The 18,854-nt window shown below is 70.0% G+C and carries 20 protein-coding genes; 13 read left to right on the forward strand and 7 right to left on the reverse strand.

Going from position 1 to position 18,854, the window contains the following annotated elements; all coding sequences use genetic code 11:
* Positions 1–18: 18 nt before the first annotated feature.
* The 3 genes from pyrF to WD026_RS10515 are packed head-to-tail and all read left to right on the forward strand — an operon-like array spanning position 19 to position 2,206.
* A complete protein-coding gene (gene pyrF, locus WD026_RS10505; protein WP_425723601.1) occupies positions 19–858 on the forward strand; it encodes an orotidine-5'-phosphate decarboxylase in 840 nt (279 codons plus the stop codon).
* Positions 855–1,577: a glutathione S-transferase family protein gene (locus WD026_RS10510; RefSeq protein ID WP_425723602.1), complete on the forward strand. Its 723-nt coding sequence runs from the start codon at positions 855–857 to the stop codon at positions 1,575–1,577. The genes pyrF and WD026_RS10510 overlap by 4 nt, the downstream gene beginning before the upstream one ends.
* On the forward strand, positions 1,574–2,206 hold the full coding sequence (locus WD026_RS10515) for a glutathione S-transferase family protein (protein WP_425723603.1): 633 nt from the start codon (positions 1,574–1,576) through the stop codon (positions 2,204–2,206). Before WD026_RS10510 ends, WD026_RS10515 begins: the two co-directional genes overlap by 4 nt.
* A gap of 12 nt (positions 2,207–2,218) precedes the next feature.
* On the opposite strand, the gene WD026_RS10520 is transcribed toward WD026_RS10515, so the two are convergent.
* Positions 2,219–3,748: a CHAD domain-containing protein gene (locus WD026_RS10520; protein WP_425723604.1), complete on the reverse strand. Its 1,530-nt coding sequence runs from the start codon at positions 3,746–3,748 to the stop codon at positions 2,219–2,221.
* Positions 3,749–3,828: 80 nt separating this feature from the next.
* Between WD026_RS10520 and WD026_RS10525 the strand changes: the two genes are divergently transcribed.
* The 3 genes from WD026_RS10525 (at position 3,829) to WD026_RS10535 (ending at position 5,393) form a co-directional block, all read left to right on the forward strand.
* A complete protein-coding gene (locus WD026_RS10525) occupies positions 3,829–4,419 on the forward strand; it encodes a hypothetical protein (RefSeq protein WP_425723605.1) in 591 nt (196 codons plus the stop codon).
* A 61-nt stretch (positions 4,420–4,480) separates the two neighbouring features.
* A complete protein-coding gene (locus tag WD026_RS10530; RefSeq protein WP_425723606.1) occupies positions 4,481–5,152 on the forward strand; it encodes a nucleotidyltransferase domain-containing protein in 672 nt (223 codons plus the stop codon).
* Complete coding sequence (locus WD026_RS10535; protein WP_425723607.1) at positions 5,106–5,393, forward strand: hypothetical protein; 288 nt, start codon at positions 5,106–5,108, stop codon at positions 5,391–5,393. Before WD026_RS10530 ends, WD026_RS10535 begins: the two co-directional genes overlap by 47 nt.
* A 16-nt stretch (positions 5,394–5,409) precedes the next feature.
* Here WD026_RS10535 and uvrA read toward each other — a convergent pair whose 3' ends face one another.
* Complete coding sequence (uvrA, locus tag WD026_RS10540; RefSeq protein ID WP_425723753.1) at positions 5,410–8,421, reverse strand: excinuclease ABC subunit UvrA; 3,012 nt, start codon at positions 8,419–8,421, stop codon at positions 5,410–5,412.
* Between the two features lie 267 nt (positions 8,422–8,688).
* Here uvrA and WD026_RS10545 point away from each other — a divergent pair, with 267 nt between their 5' ends.
* Positions 8,689–9,873, forward strand: a complete 1,185-nt coding sequence (locus WD026_RS10545; RefSeq protein WP_425723754.1) for an MFS transporter — start codon at positions 8,689–8,691, stop codon at positions 9,871–9,873.
* Between the two features lie 12 nt (positions 9,874–9,885).
* On the opposite strand, the gene WD026_RS10550 is transcribed toward WD026_RS10545, so the two are convergent.
* Positions 9,886–11,262 (reverse strand): chloride channel protein, encoded by a 1,377-nt coding sequence (locus WD026_RS10550; RefSeq protein ID WP_425723608.1) that lies wholly within the window; start codon positions 11,260–11,262, stop codon positions 9,886–9,888.
* A 102-nt stretch (positions 11,263–11,364) separates the two neighbouring features.
* Between WD026_RS10550 and ssb the strand changes: the two genes are divergently transcribed.
* The 4 genes from ssb (at position 11,365) to WD026_RS10570 (ending at position 13,881) form a co-directional block, all read left to right on the forward strand.
* Complete coding sequence (ssb, locus tag WD026_RS10555) at positions 11,365–11,859, forward strand: single-stranded DNA-binding protein (RefSeq protein WP_425723609.1); 495 nt, start codon at positions 11,365–11,367, stop codon at positions 11,857–11,859.
* A gap of 117 nt (positions 11,860–11,976) precedes the next feature.
* Positions 11,977–12,693: a response regulator gene (locus WD026_RS10560; RefSeq protein ID WP_425723610.1), complete on the forward strand. Its 717-nt coding sequence runs from the start codon at positions 11,977–11,979 to the stop codon at positions 12,691–12,693.
* A 78-nt stretch (positions 12,694–12,771) separates the two neighbouring features.
* A complete protein-coding gene (locus WD026_RS10565; protein ID WP_425723611.1) occupies positions 12,772–13,182 on the forward strand; it encodes a hypothetical protein in 411 nt (136 codons plus the stop codon).
* A 30-nt stretch (positions 13,183–13,212) separates the two neighbouring features.
* Positions 13,213–13,881 (forward strand): ProQ/FinO family protein, encoded by a 669-nt coding sequence (locus WD026_RS10570; protein WP_425723612.1) that lies wholly within the window; start codon positions 13,213–13,215, stop codon positions 13,879–13,881.
* 3 nt (positions 13,882–13,884) lie between these two features.
* Here WD026_RS10570 and WD026_RS10575 read toward each other — a convergent pair whose 3' ends face one another.
* The 3 genes from WD026_RS10575 to WD026_RS10585 are packed head-to-tail and all read right to left on the reverse strand — an operon-like array spanning position 13,885 to position 16,891.
* Complete coding sequence (locus tag WD026_RS10575; RefSeq protein WP_425723613.1) at positions 13,885–15,186, reverse strand: FIST signal transduction protein; 1,302 nt, start codon at positions 15,184–15,186, stop codon at positions 13,885–13,887.
* Positions 15,187–15,226: 40 nt separating this feature from the next.
* A complete protein-coding gene (locus tag WD026_RS10580; RefSeq protein WP_425723614.1) occupies positions 15,227–16,018 on the reverse strand; it encodes a PhaM family polyhydroxyalkanoate granule multifunctional regulatory protein in 792 nt (263 codons plus the stop codon).
* Positions 16,019–16,051: 33 nt separating this feature from the next.
* Positions 16,052–16,891: an enoyl-CoA hydratase/isomerase family protein gene (locus WD026_RS10585; RefSeq protein WP_425723615.1), complete on the reverse strand. Its 840-nt coding sequence runs from the start codon at positions 16,889–16,891 to the stop codon at positions 16,052–16,054.
* A 105-nt stretch (positions 16,892–16,996) separates the two neighbouring features.
* Here WD026_RS10585 and WD026_RS10590 point away from each other — a divergent pair, with 105 nt between their 5' ends.
* Positions 16,997–17,362, forward strand: coding sequence for a TraR/DksA family transcriptional regulator (locus WD026_RS10590; protein WP_425723616.1), 366 nt, complete (start codon positions 16,997–16,999; stop codon positions 17,360–17,362).
* A 32-nt stretch (positions 17,363–17,394) separates the two neighbouring features.
* On the forward strand, positions 17,395–17,835 hold the full coding sequence (locus WD026_RS10595; protein ID WP_425723617.1) for a VOC family protein: 441 nt from the start codon (positions 17,395–17,397) through the stop codon (positions 17,833–17,835).
* A 6-nt stretch (positions 17,836–17,841) separates the two neighbouring features.
* Here WD026_RS10595 and WD026_RS10600 read toward each other — a convergent pair whose 3' ends face one another.
* Positions 17,842–18,849 carry a fumarylacetoacetate hydrolase family protein gene (locus WD026_RS10600; protein ID WP_425723618.1) on the reverse strand — a complete coding sequence of 336 codons (1,008 nt, stop codon included), beginning with the start codon at positions 18,847–18,849 and terminating at the stop codon, positions 17,842–17,844.
* Between the last annotated feature and the right edge of the window lie 5 nt (positions 18,850–18,854).

Here is an 18,854-nt window from a genome sequence, read left to right on the forward strand (position 1 = left end):
CCCCCTAGAATCGATCGCATGACCTTCCTCGACATGCTGCACGGCGCGCGGCGCCAGAACCGGTCCCTGCTGTGCGTGGGCCTGGACCCCGAACCTTCGCGCTTTCCGGCCGCCCACCGGGGCCGCCCGAGCGACATCTTCGCGTTCTGCGCCGCCATCGTGGACGCCACGGCCGATCTGGCCATGGCCTTCAAGCCGCAGATCGCCTACTTCGCGGCGCACCGGGCCGAAGACCAGCTCGAACGCCTGATCGCCCACATCCGTCAGGTGGCCCCGCAGGTGCCGGTAATCCTGGATGCCAAGCGCGGCGACATCGGCAGCACCGCCGAGCAGTACGCCATCGAGGCCTTCGAGCGTTTCGGGGCCGATGCGGTCACGCTCTCGCCCTTCATGGGCTTCGATTCGATCGAGCCCTACCTCAAGCGCCACGGCAAGGGCGCCTTCCTGCTGTGCCGCACCTCCAACCCGGGTGGCGACGACCTGCAGAACCAGCACCTGGCCTCGGTGGACGGGCAGCCCCGGGTGTACGAACACATCGCACGGCTGGCACAGGGCCCCTGGAACCTCAATGGCCAGCTCGGTCTGGTGGTGGGCGCCACCTACCCGGCCGAGATCCAGCGCGTGCGTGAACTCGCGCCCTCGCTGCCGCTGCTCATTCCCGGCGTGGGTGCGCAAGGCGGCGATGCCGCCGCCACGGTGCGCGCCGGGCTGCGCGAAGCGGCCGATGCCCCCACCGGCCTGATCGCCGTCAACTCCTCCCGCGCCATCCTGTACGCCTCGGCCGGCGAGGACTTTGCCGCCGCCGCGCGTTCCGTGGCGCAACGCACCCGCGACGAACTGGAAGCCGCCTGCCCATGATCACCCTGCACACCGCCGCCACGCCCAACGGGCACAAGGTCTCTATCGCTCTGGAAGAGCTGGGCCTGCCCTACACGCTCAAGGTCATCGACCTGGCGGCCGGCGAACAGAAGCAGCCGCCCTTCCTGGCGCTCAACCCCAACGGCCGCATCCCGGTGATCGTGGACCACGACGGCCCTGGCGGCGGCGACTTCACCGTGTTCGAGTCCGGCGCCATCCTGGTCTACCTGGCCGAAAAGACCGGCCGGCTCATGCCCACCGACGCCCGTGGCCGTTCGTTGGTGATGCAGTGGCTGATGTTCCAGATGGGGGGCATCGGACCCATGATGGGCCAGGCCAACGTGTTCTTCCGCTACTTCCCCGAAAAGATCCCGGCCGCCATCGACCGCTACCAGGGCGAGACGCGGCGCCTGTTCGGCGTGCTCGACGGGCACCTGGCGCAGCACGAATGGCTGGCCGGCGACTACTCGATTGCCGACATCGCCAACTGGGCCTGGGTGCGCACCCATCGGTGGTCGGGCGTGGACATCGACGACCTGCCCCACCTCAAGCGCTGGCGCGATGCCATCCGCGCGCGGCCGGCCGCGCAGCGCGGCATCGAGATGCCGCCCTCCAAGGTGGACCTCACCCGCGACGGCGACGAAGCCGCCCAACGCTTTGCTGAAGAAGCCCGCCGCATGGTCGAGACCGGTGCCAGCCGCCCGAAGGGAAACGCATGAACCCCGCTGACCTGCGCCTGTTCATGGCCCCGCGCGCGCCCAACCCGCGCCGGGTGCAGATGTTCATTGCCGAAAAAGGCATCGTCGGCATCCCGGAAGTGGCGGTGGACCTCAACGCGCAGGAGCACCGCAGCGAGGCCTTCCGCGCCCGCAGCCCGCTGGCCAAGGTGCCGGCGCTGGAGCTGCCCGATGGCCGCGTGCTGACCGAGACCCGCGCCATCTGCAGCTGGATCGAAGGCCAGTGGCCCGAGCCCGACCTGATGGGCCGCACCCCCGAGGAACGCGCCTTCATCGAAATGGCCGACCGCCGCGTGGAGTGGTACTTCATGCTGCCCATGGCCCAGTGCATCCGCCACACCCACCCGGGCCTGGCGCCGCTGGAGCAGCCGCAGTTCCCCGACTTCGGTGCCTCGCAGCGCGACAAGGCAATCGACACCGCGCGCTGGCTGGACGCCGAGCTGCAGCGCCAGCCCTGGGTGGCCGGCGAGCGCTTCACCATCGCCGACATCACCGCCTTCTGCACGGTGGAGTTTTCGCGGCTGGCGCGCTTCAAGCCGGCCGATGAGGGCCTGCACGCGCTGCAGGCCTGGCGCGACCGGGTGGCCGAGCGCCCGTCGGCCCGGGTCTGAACCAACGACCCGTCAGTCGTCACGCCAGGGCGTGACCAGCAGCAGCTGCTCCACGTCAGGCAGCTCCTGCAGGCGACGGGCCAGCTCGCCATCCACCCAGGCGCTCAGCGCGGGCACGGCATCCGGGGCCAGCCCGGCCGGCAGTGCCGCCAGCCACAGCCGCGCGCCATCGAGGTCGTTCAGATCGCCCAGCAGGGCCTGTGCCCGGGCCAGGGCGGACAGGCTGCGTGTGCCGCGCCGGGGCGGCAGCACATCGGCCAGAAACTCCATGGCATAGCGCTGGCGCTTGACCGCCAGCCGCAGCCGATGCCGCCCCTCCGGCCCTTCCCGCAGGGCCTGTGCGGCCGCCATCTGCAGGCGGGCGTGCTGGCGCCCCAGACGCCGGCCAGCCCAGTCCGGCAGGGCTTCACCCGCGCGGTCGGGCATGGCCAGCACAGCCCGCAGGAAAGCCAGCAGGTTCAGCCCGTAGGCGGCCTCGCGGAAGGCATCGGCCGCCTGCGCATGGGCCGCCGCACGCTGGGCCCGGGCATGGGCCAGCAGCGGGGTCTGGACATCGTGCGGCAGGCCCAGACCGGCCATGGCCGGCAGCAGCCAGTCGAGGCGGACATCGGCCTCCCGGGCCGGCCCCAGCGCCCGCGCGAGTCGGCCCCAGACCGCCAGCCAGTGCCGGGCAAAACGGCGCGGCAGCAGCGGTGCGAACAGCCGCAAGGCACTGCGCAGGCGGCGCAGCGCCACGCGCGCCTGGTGGATGGCCTCGGGGTCGGGCAGCTGGCCGCGCGCGGTGGCCCAGCGGATCACCGCCTCGTTGGCCTGCAGATGGGTCAATGTGGCCAGCAGGGTCTGGCGCCAGGCCTGCACCAGGCCGGCGTGGCGTTCCAGCACGGGGACGCCGGCACGCGCAGGCTGGGGCGCGGCGCCGGCCTCGAGCGCGTACCCGCGCTCGGCCTTGCTGGCCTGCACCGGCCACAGGCGCAGGGCGGTCTCGCGCCCACCGCCGGGGCCCAGCGCCAGCGTGTGGGCCAGATCGAGCAGGGCATCGACCGGGCCGTCGAACAGTTCGAGTTCGAGTTCGAGGATGGGCTCGGTGCGCGCCGGCTGGCCAGCGCTGATCTGCCCCTCGTCCAGGGCGATCTCGATACGGGCGCCCCGGTGCGTCAGCACGGTCCGGCGGCGCAGGAAGTCGGTGCGGAAGGCGGGCTGCAGATCGGGGGCCAGGGCCCGCAGCTGCTGCGCCACGGCAGGATCGTCCACCAGGGCCGCAAAATCCGGTCGGCCGCGGGGCGCACGGGCTTCCCACTCGCCACGGCGTGACAGACCGCCCACCGACGTTCCTGCGGTCTTCACCGTCAGCCAGGTGGACCGCCCCACTCTGCGACTCCTGACCGCCATCCGGGCCTGGCGCAGGTCCAGCGCCGGGGTGTCGAAGTACACCGCCGCCATCGGCTGGCGCTCCCAGGTCACACCCGCCAGCAGCGGGTGGGCCAGCAGGGCGGGCAGGTCATCGGGATGCAGGGCCAGCTTGAGTTCGGTCTCGGTGGGCATGTCGCTCAGGGTACGTCCGGTTACGCGGCCGGGGGCCGATCGGTCCACAATTCTCACCAGATCATTTCGAGGGATGGCACATGACATTTTCTGCCCTGCGCATCGGTACGCTGACATTGGCCATGGCACTGGCCTCCACCGCCGGCTGGGCCGGCAAGCCGGAGTGGGCCGGTGGCGGCCGTGACGACGAGCGTCACGAAAAACGCGAGAAAGGCCACGGCAACAAGCACCGGGGTGACGACGACCGCCGCGATGATCGGCGTGACGACCGCCGCGAGGTCTACCGCGACGGCTACCGGGACGGTTACCGCACCGGCGAACGGTCGGGCTCGGGCGTGTCGGTCAACATCCAGATCGGCAACTACTTCAACGACAGCCAGCGCCGCGTGGCCGTCGACTACTACCAGCCGCAGTTCCGCGCCGGCAAGTGCCCGCCGGGCCTGGCCAAAAAAGGCAACGGCTGCATGCCGCCGGGCCAGGCCAAGGCCTGGCGTCGGGGCTACGCCCTGCCGCCGGACGTGGTGTATTACCCGGTGCCCTCCAGCGTGTCGGTGCGCCTGGGCACGCCGCCGGCGGGCTACAAGTACGTGCGCGTGGCGGCCGACATCCTGCTGATCGCGGTCGGCACAGCCATGGTGGTGGACGCCATCGAGGACCTCGGCAACCTCTGACGCGGCGACCGACACGCGATATTGTTCTCATTCATGCTTCAAATGAAGCAAAATAGAGAACATGATGTCGATTGCAGCGTACTTGCTGGGTGCCACCCGATCCCGGGTCCTGGGGGCCTTGTTGCTCCAGCCGGAGCGTGCCTTGCACGTGAGGGCCTTGGGGCGCATGGTGCAGGCGTCCCCCGGTTCGCTGCACCGGGAACTGCGTGCATTGACCGACCTGGGTCTGCTGGTTCGGCAAGAGGTGGGGCGGCAGGTCATGTACCAGGCCAACGTGCAGTCGCCGGTGTTTGACGAGCTGGCGGGCCTGCTGCGCAAGACCACCGGACTGGCCGATGTCCTGCGCAGCGCGCTTGAACCGCTGGGTGAGTCCGTGGCGCTGGCCTTCGTCTATGGCTCCATGGCCAGCGGTACAGCCCGGCCCGGCAGCGACGTGGACGTGATGGTGCTGGGCTCCGCCGGATTTGCCGACGTGACCCTGGCCTTGTCGGGCGTTGCGCAGCAGCTGGGAAGGGAGGTGAACCCGACGCCCATGCCACCCCAGGAGTTCGCCCGCCGCTGGTCTGCAGGCGATGGCTTTGTGCACAGCGTGGCGGCAGGATCGCGGATTTGGCTCAAGGGCAGCGAAGATGACTTTGGACAACTGGTTGCGCATCGGCAAGCTCAAGCCGCACAACCCGACGCCCGTGGAGATTCAGCGCCTGCTGTCGGCCATCGCCCGCAACCTGAGTGACGCCGGACAGACCAGCGTCAGTGACGAAACCCGGTTCGACCAGTCCCTGCCGCTCACGCTCGGTGTGGACAACGCCACCTGGGTGCTTCTGGACGCCCTGCGGCGCAAGCGCAACGCCAACGACTACACCGGCGACACCATCACCCGCGACATGGTCGATGCCTGCATCGAGCAGGGACGCCGGCTCCACGATCGGCTGCTGGCGCATCTGGACCGAGGACATCCGGCACTGCTGCGGTGACCGTCGGCGCCCACCATCAGCGGTGCAGCAGCCGCGCCAGGTACCGCCCGGTGTGGCTGGCCTCGCAGGCCGCCACGGCCTCCGGTGTGCCCTCCACCACCACGGTGCCGCCGCCGGAGCCGCCTTCGGGCCCCATGTCGATCAGCCAGTCGGCGGTCTTGATGACATCGAGGTTGTGCTCGATCACCACGATGGTGTTGCCCGCATCGCGCAGCTGGTGCAGCACCTTGAGCAGCAGCTCGATGTCGGCAAAGTGCAGGCCGGTGGTGGGTTCGTCCAGGATGTAGAGCGTGCGGCCGGTGTCGCGCTTGGACAGCTCCAGCGCCAGCTTCACCCGCTGCGCCTCGCCGCCCGAGAGCGTGGTGGCGGCCTGGCCGAGCTGGATGTAGCTCAGGCCCACATCCAGCAGGGTCTGCAGCTTGCGCCGCAGCACCGGCACGGCGCTGAAGAAGTCGTGCGCCTGCTCCACCGTCAGGTCCAGGATCTGCGCGATGTTCAGGCCCTTGTAGAGCACCTCCAGCGTCTCGCGGTTGTAGCGCGCGCCGCCACACACTTCGCAGGGCACATACACGTCGGGCAGGAAGTGCATCTCGACCTTGACCACGCCGTCGCCCTGGCAGGCCTCGCACCGCCCCCCGGCCACGTTGAAGCTGAACCGCCCCGGGCCATAGCCGCGCTCGCGCGCGGTGGGCACCTCGGCCATCAGTTCGCGGATGCCGGTGAACAGGCCGGTGTAGGTGGCCGGGTTGCTGCGCGGCGTGCGGCCGATGGGCGACTGGTCGACATTGATGACCTTGTCGAAATGCTCGATGCCCTCCACCGCTTCGTGGGGCGACGGCTCGTCGTGCGAGCGGTACAGGGTGCGCGCCACGGCGGCGTACAGGGTGTCGTTGACCAGGGTGGACTTGCCGGAGCCGGACACGCCGGTCACGCAGGTCAGCAGCCCCACCGGGAAGGCCACGCTCACCCCCTTGAGGTTGTGGCCGGTGGCGTTGATGACGCGGATGGCCTGCAGGTCGCCCAGCGTGGCCTCGTGCGCAGCCTGGCGGGCAGCGCGGCGTTCGGCCGCCGGGCTGGGCGGAAAACGCGGCTTGAAGGCCGGGGCCGGCGCAGCCACCACCGCCGGCTTGACCACCGGCAGCCAGGGCGTGCGGCGCTCGGGCACCGCAATGGCCCGGGTGCCGCTGAGGTACTGGCCGGTGAGCGAATCGGGGTGGGCCATGACCTCGGCGCAGCTGCCCTGGGCCATCACGCGGCCGCCGTGCACGCCGGCGCCCGGCCCCATGTCGATGACGTGGTCGGCCACGCGGATCATGTCCTCGTCGTGCTCGACCACCAGCACCGTGTTGCCCAGGTCGCGCAGGTGCTGCAGGGTGGCGATCAGGCGGTCGTTGTCGCGCTGGTGCAGGCCGATGCTGGGCTCGTCCAGCACGTACATCACGCCGGTCAGGCCGGAGCCGATCTGGCTGGCCAGCCGGATGCGCTGGGCCTCGCCGCCCGACAGGGTTTCGGCGCTGCGGTCCAGGCTGAGGTAATTCAGGCCCACATCGTTGAGGAAGCTCAGGCGCTGCCGGATCTCGTTGATCACGCGGGCGGCGATGTCGCCCTTGGCGCCGGGCAGGTGCAGCTGCTCGAAATACGTCAGGGCATCGCCCAGCGTGATGCGGCCGATGTCGAAGATGGCGCGGCGCTGGCCACCTTCGCCCACGAACACGTGGCGGGCCTCGCGGCGCAGGCGGGCGCCGCCGCAGTCCGGGCAGGGCTGCACCGCGCGGTAGCGGGCCAGCTCCTCGCGCACGGCGGGGCTGTCGGTCTCGCGCCAGCGGCGGGCGAAGTTGGGCACGATGCCCTCGAAGGCGTGCTGTTTGACCACCCGCTTGCCGGCCTTCTCGCCGCTCTCCAGCACATAGCTGAACTTGATGAGCTCATCGCCCGAGCCGTGCAGGATCACCTGGCGGGCCCGCTCGGGCAACGACTCCCAGGGCGCCTCGGCGTCGAAGCCGTAGTGGGCGGCCAGGCTTTCGATGAGGGCGAAGTAGTAGCTGTTGCGGCGGTCCCAGCCCTTGATGGCGCCGCTGGCCAGACTCAGGCTGGGGAAGGCGACCACGCGGGCGGGATCGAAGAACTCGGTGTGGCCCAGGCCGTCGCAGGTGGGGCAGGCACCCACCGGCGAATTGAAGGAGAACAGGCGCGGCTCCAGCTCGCCCACGGTGTAGCTGCACAGCGGGCAGGAAAACCGGGCCGAGAAGCGCTGCTCGGCGCCGCTGTCCATGTCCACCGTGAGGGCGCGGCCATCGGCCAGGCGCAGGGCCGCCTCGAAGCTCTCGGCCAGGCGCTGGCGCAGCGGGTTGGGGCCGTCGTCGGCCTCGGCCTGGCGCACCTTGATGCGGTCGATCACCACGTCGATGCTGTGCTTCTCGGTCTTCTTGAGCGCCGGCAGGGCGTCGGCTTCCACCACCTGGCCGTCGATGCGGAAACGCACATAGCCGCGCGCCTGCATGTCGGCGAACAGTTCGGCGAACTCGCCCTTGCGCTCCTGCGCCACCGGGGCCAGCACCATCAGGCGGGTGCCCTCGGGCAGCGCCAGCACCGCATCGACCATCTGGGCCACGCTCTGGGCGGCCAGCGGCAGGTCGTGCTCCGGGCAGTGCGGCGTGCCGGCACGGGCGTAGAGCAGGCGCAGGTAGTCGTGGATCTCGGTCACCGTGCCCACGGTGGAGCGCGGGTTGTGGCTGGTGGCCTTCTGCTCGATGGCAATGGCCGGCGACAGGCCTTCGATCAGGTCGACATCGGGCTTGTCCATGAGCTGCAGGAACTGCCGCGCGTAGGCCGAGAGGCTCTCCACATAGCGGCGCTGGCCTTCGGCGTACAGCGTGTCGAAGGCCAGGCTGGACTTGCCCGATCCCGACAGACCGGTGATGACCACCAGCGCGTGCTTGGGGATGTCGAGATCGATGTTCTTGAGGTTGTGGGTGCGGGCGCCGCGCACCGCCAGCACGGACGACGGCACGGCCGAGCGGGCGGCCACGCCCCGGCCGGGGGGGTGGGCGGGCAGCGTCAGGTCGGGAGGCAGGTTCTGGTTCAAGGCGGTGCGGGCCGGCGTCCGGCCCCGTCAGGGCAACCCGCCATGATAAGTCGGGGGCCCTTCCCGTGCCGGGTGTCGCCCACGGGTCATCCATGGGACCGCCTTCTTTGGCCGACAATAGGCGGCTTTGCAGGGATGGCGCCGATCCAGCCCGTGCGCTCTTTGTCTGCCCCGTCCTTGTCCGCCCATCCCGATTCCCTGTCGCACCGCATGACGCCCGCCGAGCGCCGGGCCAGCGGCGCCCTGGCCTCGATCTATGCCCTGCGCATGCTCGGCCTGTTCCTGGTGCTGCCGGTGTTCGCCCTGCAGGCCCGGCATTACCCCGGCGGCGACAACGCGGCCCTGGTGGGTCTGGCCATGGGCATCTACGGCCTGACCCAGGCCCTGCTGCAGGTGCCCCTGGGGATGGCGTCGGACCGCATCGGGCGCAAGCCGGTGATCATCGGTGGCCTGGCGCTGTTCGCCATCGGCAGCGCGGTGGCGGCCTGGGCGCCGTCGCTGACCTGGCTGGTGATCGGGCGCGCGCTGCAAGGCGGTGGTGCGATCTCGGCCGCCGTGACCGCCCTGCTCGCCGACCTCACCCGCGACAGCGTGCGCACCAAGTCGATGGCGCTGGTGGGCATCAGCATCGCCCTCATGTTTGCGCTGTCGCTGGTGGCCGCGCCGGTGCTGGTGCAGCACATCGGGCTGAGCGGCCTGTTCCTGCTCACCGCCGCCCTGGCGCTCACCGGCATGGCGGTGGTGGCCTGGGTGGTGCCGCCCGAGCCGGCCCTGCCCACCGTGACCGGGCGCGGCAGCCTGCGCGAGGTGCTGCGGGATGCCGAACTGCTGCGCGTGGACCTGGGCGTGTTCGTGCTGCACGCGGTGCAGATCGCCATGTGGATGGCGGTGCCGGCCCTGCTGGTGCAGGCCGGGCTGGACACGCAGCACCACTGGTACGTGTACCTGCCGGCGGTGCTGGGTTCGCTGCTGGTGATCGGCGGGGTGCTGTTCCGGCTGGAGCGCCAGGGTCATTTCCGCGCCGTATACCTGGGCTCGATCGCCCTCATCGTGCTGGTGCAGCTGGGCTTTCTGGTCAGCCTGCAGGCATCAGTGCCTTCCATCGGTCTGGTGGCGGTGCTGCTCACGCTGTATTTCGTCGGCTTCAACACCCAGGAAGCCAGCCAGCCGAGCCTCGCGTCACGGCTGGCCGCACCGCACCAGCGCGGCGCCGCACTGGGTGTCTACAACACGCTGATGTCGCTGGGCATCTTCACCGGGGGCAGCGTGGGCGGTCTGGTGGTGCAGCACTGGGGCGGCAGCGGCATCTTCACCGTGAGCGCCGTGCTCATGGCCGTGTGGCTGCTGCTGGCCTGGCCCATGAACGCGCAGCGCAGCAGCCCCACCCGCCACTGACCCGCCGCCGACTCAGCCGGGCCGCTGGCCGGCCGTGGAGCCATCGGCCACCGGCGTCGCCGGGTCGCGCAGGGACCGCATCATGAGCGCCGACATGCTGCTGTACAGCGGCTTGCTGATCATGCGCGACACCAGGCTGGACACCAGGGCGCAGGCCATCAGGCTGAGCACCATGCTGTGGCCGTCGGTCATCTCCATGACGATGATCATGGCGGTGATGGGGGTCTGGGTCACGGCGGCCAGAAAGCCGCACATGCCCAGGGCGATCAGGGCGGCGCCGTGCGGTGAATCGAGCAGCCAGGCCATGTCGGCGCCCACGCTGGCACCCAGCGACAGGCTCGGGCCGAAGATGCCGCCCGGCACGCCCGACCAGGCCGACAGCCACGAAGCCACGAACTTCAGCCCGGTGAAGAGAAACGGCTCGCGCTCGGTGGTGTCCATGGCCGACACGTCCAGCAGCATGCGGGTGTGCTCGTGGCCCACGCCCACCGTGTCGCCGCCGCTGATGAGCGAGATGACCGCCACCGCAAAGCCGCACAGGGCCGCAAACACCACCGGACGCTTGCGGCGGTAGGCGCAGAAGCGGTCCGGCAGCCCGGTGAACGAGGCCAGCAGCAGCCGCGCCATCAGCCCGCCCAGCAGACCACACACCACGGCCACCAGGGCGCCCGGCAGCAGCAGGGCCCACCAGGACACATCGTCGGCGCGGATGCGCCCGAAATAGGACAGGTTGCCGAAGGCGGACACCGCCACCAGACCGGCGATCACGATGGCCGCCAGCATGAGGCCGCTGCTGCGCTCGGTGATGCGGCGCGAGAGCTCCTCGATGGCGAACACGATGCCCCCCAGGGGCGTGTTGAAGGCCGCGGCAATGCCGGCCGCGCCCCCGGCCACCAGCAGCTCGCGGTCGCTGATGCCCGAGGCCGGCGACAGCCAGCGCCGCGCATGCAGCATGACGCCGGCGGCCACCTGCACCGACGGCCCCTGACGACCGATCGACAAGCCGGCCAGCAGGCCGCCGGTCACGCCCAGGATCTTGGCCACGCTCAATCGCAGCGAGACAAAGCGCGAGCGGGCGGCCAGCGGCGTGCCGGTGTCGAGTGCGGTCAGCACCTGCGGCACACCCGAGCCCGCCGCCCCCGGCGCCCAGCGGCGCAACGCCCACACCACCAGCGCGGTGAGCGTCGGCGTCCACACCAGCGGCGACCACCAGACCGCCACCGCCAGACGCTGGTGCAGTTCCACCGCCTTGTCGGCCAGCAGGGTGAACACCACCACCGCCAGACCGGCCAGCACGGCGTAGCCCAGCACCACCACCCGGTCCAGCCACTGACGGCCGGCCCCCATCTCGCGGCGCAGGTTCTGCAGGAAATCGGGCTGGCCCTTCATGGGGGGCGAGTGTAGGGCCCGACCTGTGTCCGACGGGTCTTATGCGGCACAATGCCGGATCGTTTTCGCGCGCCGCGCCGGCCCGCTCCACAGGACATCACCATGGCATCCGTCAACAAAGTCATCCTCGTCGGCAACTGCGGCCGCGACCCGGAAATCCGCTACCTGCCCTCGGGTCAGGCCGTGGCCAACGTGAGCATTGCCACCTCCAGCCGCCGCAAGGACCGCAACAGCGGCGAAATGGTCGAGGACACCCAGTGGCACCGCGTCACCTTCTACGACCGACTGGCCGAGATCGCCGGGGAATACGTCAAGAAGGGCCGCCCGATCTATGTGGAAGGTCGCCTCAAGTACGGCAAGTACACCGACCAGAGCGGCGTGGAGAAGAACACGGTGGACATCATCGCCACCGAACTGCAGCTGCTCGGCGGACGCGAAGGCATGGGCGGCAACGATGACGGCGGCAGCGGTGGTGGCTACAGCCGCCCGCCGGCCGCAGCCCCGAGGGCAGCGGCCCGACCCGCGCCGGCGCCCGCTCCGGCCCCTGCCCGGCAGTCCAGCGGCTTCGACGACATGGACGACGACATCCCCTTTTAAGGGTTCGCCATCCCCATTAAAAACCGCCGATTCGGCGGTTTTTTTTCGCCCTGAATGACACTTTTATAGTATTTTCAAACCCGGTCCGACCTTTCATCCAGCGTCCACGAACCGCCCATGTTCGACCCCGCCGCTCCGCCCCCGAGACCGATCAAGGTCCTGGTGGCTGAAGACCACGCCCTGGTGCGCCAGGGCATCTCCCTGCTGCTGGAGGCAGCGGGGGGTTTCGAACTGGTGGGCGAGACCGCACTCGGTCTCCAGGTGGCCGGGCTGGTAGAGACCACCGGACCGGACCTGCTGCTGCTGGATCTGGCGCTGAGCGACTGCTCGGGCATCGAGGTCGCCCGCAAGGTCAGGCGCCTGCGGCCTGCCATGCGCATCCTAGTGGTGACCGGCAATGTGTACCCGGGGTCGGTGGTGCAGTCGCTCCAGGCCGGGGCCGACGGCTTCATGCTCAAGCACGACCAGGGAGCGGAGCTGCTGGTCGCCATCCGCACGGTGATGGCGGGCAAAAGTTATGTGAGCCCCCACCTGCCGACATCCAGTGCCTCCGAGGACCAGCGCCGACCGGCACACGCCACGGGACTCCCGCCATCCCTGACGCAGCGGGAGCAGCAGATCGTCCGGATGATTGCCGCCGGACTCAGCAACCAGGACATTGCCGACCGGCTGTTCATCAGCGTGCTCACCGCGCGCAAGCACCGGCAGAACATCATGCTCAAGCTGGGGCTGCACAACGGCGCCGAAATAGCGGCCTATGCCATGCAGGTCGGGCTGGCGGGCGCACCGCTGCTGCCTGGGGCACTGGCATGGTCCGACTTGCAACAAAAATAGTACTTGTGTTGTATTTTTTGATGGCCAGGGCGTCGGAATACTGCCGTTGAGGCATCCCATTCCGACCTGGAGCCCCCCATGAAACTGCTCTCACGGCGCCAGCCGCTCAGCACCGAGTCCCCGTCCGACAGCACCCTCACCCCTGCCGTGCCGGACGACATCGAATCCGGGCTGGCCCCGTTTCCGCTGGCCGACGAGTACGCGCTGACCATCCATTTCTGCCTGTCACAGCACGGCCTGGACAACGACCAGATGCGGGTCAGCGTGCGCCCGGTGGGCAGCACACCCGGCGGGCTGGACATCTACGCAGGCTTCGTCAAGGTGCTGCGCTGGACCCCGCCGGTGCGCGCTCTGGTGGTCCAGATGCCCTGGGTCGAGCGCCGCATCGAGCGGCGGCTGCGCCAGACCGGCCTGCTGCAGTACAGCCAGTTCGGCGGCCTGTGGTTCCGCTCGCCGGGGCAACTGGCCCACGAGTTGCCGCGCCACTGAACGTGGCACGCGGGCTGGCATGATGCGGGGTTGACCTCCTCCCGCCCCGACCCCATGCCGCCCTCCCCCGCCCCGAATCGCCCACGAACCGCCGGACAGCGCCCTGCCGCACCGGCCAGAACCCACCCCGCGCTGGACGCACTGGCGCAGCACTACCCGGCCCTGTTCGGCGAGACACCCAAGCCACTGAAGCGGGGCGTTTACGAAGACCTGCTGGCGCTGCACGGCGAGACGCTCACCGCCGACGGCATCAAGGCCGCACTGGCCCTGCACACCCGGTCGACCCGCTACCTCAATGCCGTGGCCGGCGGACAGCCGCGACACGGCCTGAACGGTGAGGTGGTCGAACCGGTCGCGCCCGAGCAGCGCCACCATGCCATCCTGGAGGTGTTCAAGCGCCGGCAGGCGCGTTCGCCGCAGGACCTGCGCCCGCAGCTGCGCCAGCGCATCGTGCAGTCGTTCGAAGCCTCCGGGCTGGGGCAGGAGGCCTACGCCACCCTGGTGCAGGGGCGCGACGAAGCGATGAACCAGCTCACCCGTGACGCGCTGGCCCAGGCGGTGCAGCAACAGGCCCGTGAATCGGCGCTGCTGCGGGCCTTCGAGCTGAGCGGTCAGGAGCTCGAGGCCTTTGCCGCCGGTTACGGACTGCCCGTGCCGGAGGCGCGCCGCATGCTGGACCGCGCACGCGCACGCCGCTGAGCGTCAGCCCGCCGGGGTGGTGAAGACGGTGAGCACCCCGGTGTAGCCGTAGAGCCGGTGGTACGCGATCTCGCCACCGGCAAAAAATCCCACCAGCGGCACGTCGCCCAGCGCCCGACGCACCACCTGGAGTTCGGCACTGGGCGCGCCGAAGTGGGGGCCACCCCGACCGGCGCAGCTCACATACACCGCACCGGCGATGCGCCGGGCCGGGTGCGGCACCGACTCGGCCTCGGACGCTGCCAGCGCATGGGCCAGTGCATGGTCCTGGGCTTCAGGCTCCAGCTCTTCGCGCAGCTCGGCACAGATGCGGGTCAGGTCGGCCCGGGCCGCCTCGGTGTGCCGTTCGCAGAAGGCCAGGCGCGAACCGACCGGCGCCATGTCGCCGATGGCCACGCCCCGGCGCTGCGGATCCACACCGATGAGGTGACGCACCATCACGTCCGGCCCGAACTGCCCCCGCCGCGCCAGGGCAGCCCCCGGCCCCTGACCGGAGGGGTGCGCATGGCGCAATCCCGCCAGGGTGGCGCGCAGCTTCGGCATGGCCTGGGCCGGCTGATCCAGCGAGATGCCGCGCTCCTGCAGCAGCACATCCAGCGCAGGCTGACCATCCAGCGCCAGCACCAGATTGCCGTCGGCTGCGGTGATGGTGCGCTCCGCCCCGACCGGCTGGGCGCCCTGGGTCACCCGGGACAGGATGCCCACATCGCCCGCAAAGGCCACGCCACTCAGGCCGCCGTGGAACACGCCGGCACTGGCGCCCTGGCCCCGCAGGTTGCCATGGCTGCCGAGGGCGAACTGCACGGTGCTGCCGCGGCTGCTGGCCAGTCCGCCGAACAGGTAACCGCTGGCGGTGCGGTCGGCCATCTCGGCGATCAGGTCGGCCAGTTCGGGCGTCTGGCCATCGGCATGCACCAGCGCGGTGTGGGCCACGAACCCCTCACCGTCGCCGCTGCGGCCGGAGGCACCCAGCGGTGCCACGCCGCTGAACACCCGGTAACGGGCGGGGTCGAGGTCGCACAGCATCACGGCCATGGCCGGCTCGTCGAAGTACTCCACATTGTTCGAGGCGATGCCCACCCCCACCGTGCCCGCCCAGTCGGTGACCTCGGGCAGCTCGGCACACAAGTGCTCCAGGATGGCCTGGGCCTCGTCGGCGTAGCGGTCGGTGATGTAGAGCAGGCCCAGCGAGGGGCTGGCAGCGTGGTCGGGCAGCGCCATGCGGGCCCGCAGCTGGGCCAGCACCAGGGCGGCGGCCATGCGCCACTGGGGGTGGGTGGCGTGGGCGTAGGGAAACAGTTTCATCCGGGTCCGGGATCACCCAGGGCGGGTGGCAGGTGGTCTGTCAGCGGCGCCGGGCGGCGGCACTGCGGCCGGCCGTCTTGCGCGGGGTGGTCGGGGTGGCGGCTTGGGCGGCGGCCCTGGGTGCCGCCTTGGCGGTGCCGGGCGTGACCGCGCGCAGCGCCGCACGACCGGCTGCCTTGCCGGCGCCCACCGCCGTCTTGACCGCCGAATCGGTGAGGCCGGCGGCCACATCGCGGGTGGTCTGCAGCGCGCCCTGGCGGGCCGCGTCCTTCACGGCGTTGGTCGCGATCTGCTGGAACTGCTGGCTGAGTGCGCCCCACCATTGCAGGGGGTCGACCACACCACCAGCGGGGGCAGCGGCCTTTCTGGCAGCCGTCTTGCGGGCGGGAGCCTTGCGCGCCGGCGGTGCGGTACGGGCCTGGATGCCCTCGTACACCTTCTTCGCGGCAGGCTGATCGGCATCGGCCGGGGGAACGAAGGAGGCCAGCGAATCGGCCGCCTTGAGCTTGAAGGCATTGGCCACGTCGCCCATGCTGAAGTTCATGGTCTTGAGCGTGGACAGCGTCATCTTCTGGACTTCGAGCGCCTGGATGGTGGCCCCCAGGGCCTTGGCGTTCTGGTCGAGCCAGAAATGCACCGCCTTGAGCTCCTCGATGCGCTTCTCCAGCTCCTCCACATTGAAGGTGGGCGCCACCCAGTGGCTCAGGTTGGGCAGCTGCGGGATGTTCTGGCCGATGCCCTGCGCGATCCCGCCGGCGGCCTGGCCGGCCAGGCTCTGCAGGAAGTCGAAGCCCGGCACGAATTTGCCGAATCCACCCGTGTTCTCGCTCATGCCGGTCTCCTGCCCTGGCGGGCTGCTCGCTGGTCAGTCGTCGGTGCCGTAGCGCGGCGACCGCTTCTCGCGCAAGGATGCCACACCTTCCCGCACGTCGGGACCGGCAAAGCCCATGAATTCGAGCGCCAGCGAGGTGTCGAAGCTCGGCCCTGCCTGGCGCAGCCAGTTGTTCAGCGAGTACTTGGTCCAGCGGATGGCGCTGGTGCTGCCGCTGGCCAGCCGGTCGGCCACCTCGTAGGCCTTGGTCAGCAGCTGCTCGTCGTCGACCGCCAGCGACACGAGGCCGATGCGCTCGGCCTCCTCGCCGCTGACCGGCTCGCACAGCATGAGGTAGTACTTGGCCTTGGCCATGCCGCACAGCAGCGGCCAGACGATGGCCGCATGGTCGCCGGCCGCCACGCCCAGCCGGGTGTGCCCATCGACGATCTTCGCGCTGCGGGCCGCAATCGAGATGTCGGCCAGCAGGCCGGCCACCAGCCCCGCGCCCACGGCCGGGCCGTGCATGGCGCTCACGATGGGCTTGTCGCAGTTGATGACGTTGTAGACCAGATCGCGCGCCTCCTTCCAGACGCGGGAGCGCACCTCGAAGTCGCTGGCCATGTCCTGCACCAGCGCCAGGTCGCCGCCGCCGGAAAAGCCCATGCCGTCACCGCGCAGCACGGCGGCCCGCACCGAGTCGTCGCGGCCGACATCGCGCCAGATCTCGCTGAGCTCCCAGTGGCCTTCGTGCCCGGCCGTGGGCAGCTTGCCGTTGCCACCGGGGCCGTCGGCCCGCATGCGGATGTCCAGCACGCTGGGCACTCCGTTCACCAGGGGTCCGCGGCGGGTGATGGACAGGGTCTGGTAGCGGCTGTAATCAATGTCAGGCATGCGTGTCTCCGGTTCAGGGTGTCGTGGAATGCCGGCCGATTGTGCTTGACCTGCATCAAGGTCCGCCCGCCACCGGCGCGACATCATGAGGGTTCAGGAGGACCCATGAACACACCGATTTCCGACACCTTTGCCCGCCAGCTCCAGGACCAGCGTGGCGCCCTGCTCGCCCGCGTGCGCGCCCAGCGGGGCGGCGCCATCGGCCGCGCCGAAGCGGCGTTGGACGCCCGCGCACAGGCCAGCGATGACTGGGCCAAGGCCAACGAGGAGCGCGACCTGCTGATCGGACTCGAAGAACGCGAGTCCGCCGAGCTGGTGGCCATCGATGCGGCCCTGCAGCGCATCGCCGACGGCAGCTACGGCCTGTGCCTGCAGTGCGGCGTGTCGATCCCGGCCGCCCGGCTGCATGCCCAGCCCACGGCCGAGCGCTGCGTGGGCTGCCAGGACACTCAGGAAAAGCACGGCCACTGACCGGGCTGAAGGCCGGCCGCTATGCTGGCGCCATGAGCCACACCGATGCCCCGCTGCAGACCCGCAGCCTGTTCCACTTCGCCTTTCATGTGACCGACCTCGACGAAGCACGCCGCTTCTACGGCGGTGTGCTGGGTTGCCGCGAAGGCCGCAGCACCGACACCTGGGTCGACTTCGATTTCTTCAGCCACCAGATCTCGCTGCACCTGGGCCAGCCGTTTGCCACCAGCCGCACCGGCCGGGTGGGGGATCATCTGGTGCCCATGCCGCACTTCGGCCTGGTGATGCTGCTGCCGCCGTGGCGCGAACTGGCCGAGCGGCTGAGTGCCGCCGGCATCGATTTCGTGGTGCCTCCGCAGGTGCGGTTTGCCGGCCAGCCGGGCGAGCAATGGACGATGTTCTTCTGCGACCCGTTCGGCAACCCGATCGAGGCCAAGGGCTTTGCCTCGCTCGATCAGGTCTACGCGGTCTGAGCCGGCTTACTGCGGCGCAGCGATCTTCTGGTCGATGGCACCGAACAGGCTCTGGCCGTCGCGGCCCTTCATCTCGATGCGGATGGTGTCGCCGAACTTCATGAAGGCGGTGGAAGGCTGACCGTCCAGGATGGTCTCGATGGCGCGCTTCTCGGCGATGCAGCTGTAGCCCTTGGGCCATTCCTTGCGGCCATCCACCTCGATGGCCTTGTTGCTGACCGTTCCGCTGCCCACGATGGAGCCGGCCCGCACGTTGCGGGTCTTGCAGATGTGGGCAATGAGCTGCCCGAAGTGGAAGGTCATTTCCGGCCCCGCTTCGCACATGCCGACCTTGCGGCCATTCCAGGTGCTCTGCAGCGTCAGGTGCACGCGGCCGCCCTGCCAGGCGTCACCCAGTTCGTCCGGGGTGATGGCGACCGGGCTGAAGGCCGTGGCCGGCTTGCTCTGGAAGAAGCCGAAGCCCTTGGCCAGTTCGGCCGGAATCAGGTTGCGCAGCGAGACATCGTTGGCCAGCATCAGCAGGCGGATGCCGTCCAGGGCCTGCTCGGGCGTGGCCTGCATCGGCACATCACCGGTGATGACGGCGATCTCGGCCTCGAAGTCGATGCCGAAGTCCTCGCTGGGCACCACCACGTCGTCGGTCGGGCCGATGAAGTCGTCGCTGCCGCCCTGGTACATCAGCGGGTCGGTGTAGAAGGACGCCGGCACCTCGCTGTTGCGTGCCGCGCGCACCAGCTCCACATGGTTGATGTAGGCCGAACCGTCGGCCCACTGGTAGGCCCGGGGCAGCGGGGCCATGCACATGGCCGGGTCGAACGGGAATGCATGGCGCGCCTTGCCCTGATTGAGCGTCACGTACAGGTCGTGCAGCTGCGGGCTGATGAAGTTCCAGTCGTCCAGGGCCTGCTGCAGGCGGTGCGCGATCCCGGTCGCATAATGGGCCGTCGACAGGTCGCGCGAGACCACCACGAGTTGTCCATCGCGCGATCCGTCCTTGTACGTGGCGAGTTTCATGCCGA

The sequence above is a fragment of the Hydrogenophaga sp. R2 genome (assembly GCF_049843595.1).
Taxonomy (GTDB): domain Bacteria; phylum Pseudomonadota; class Gammaproteobacteria; order Burkholderiales; family Burkholderiaceae_C; genus Hydrogenophaga.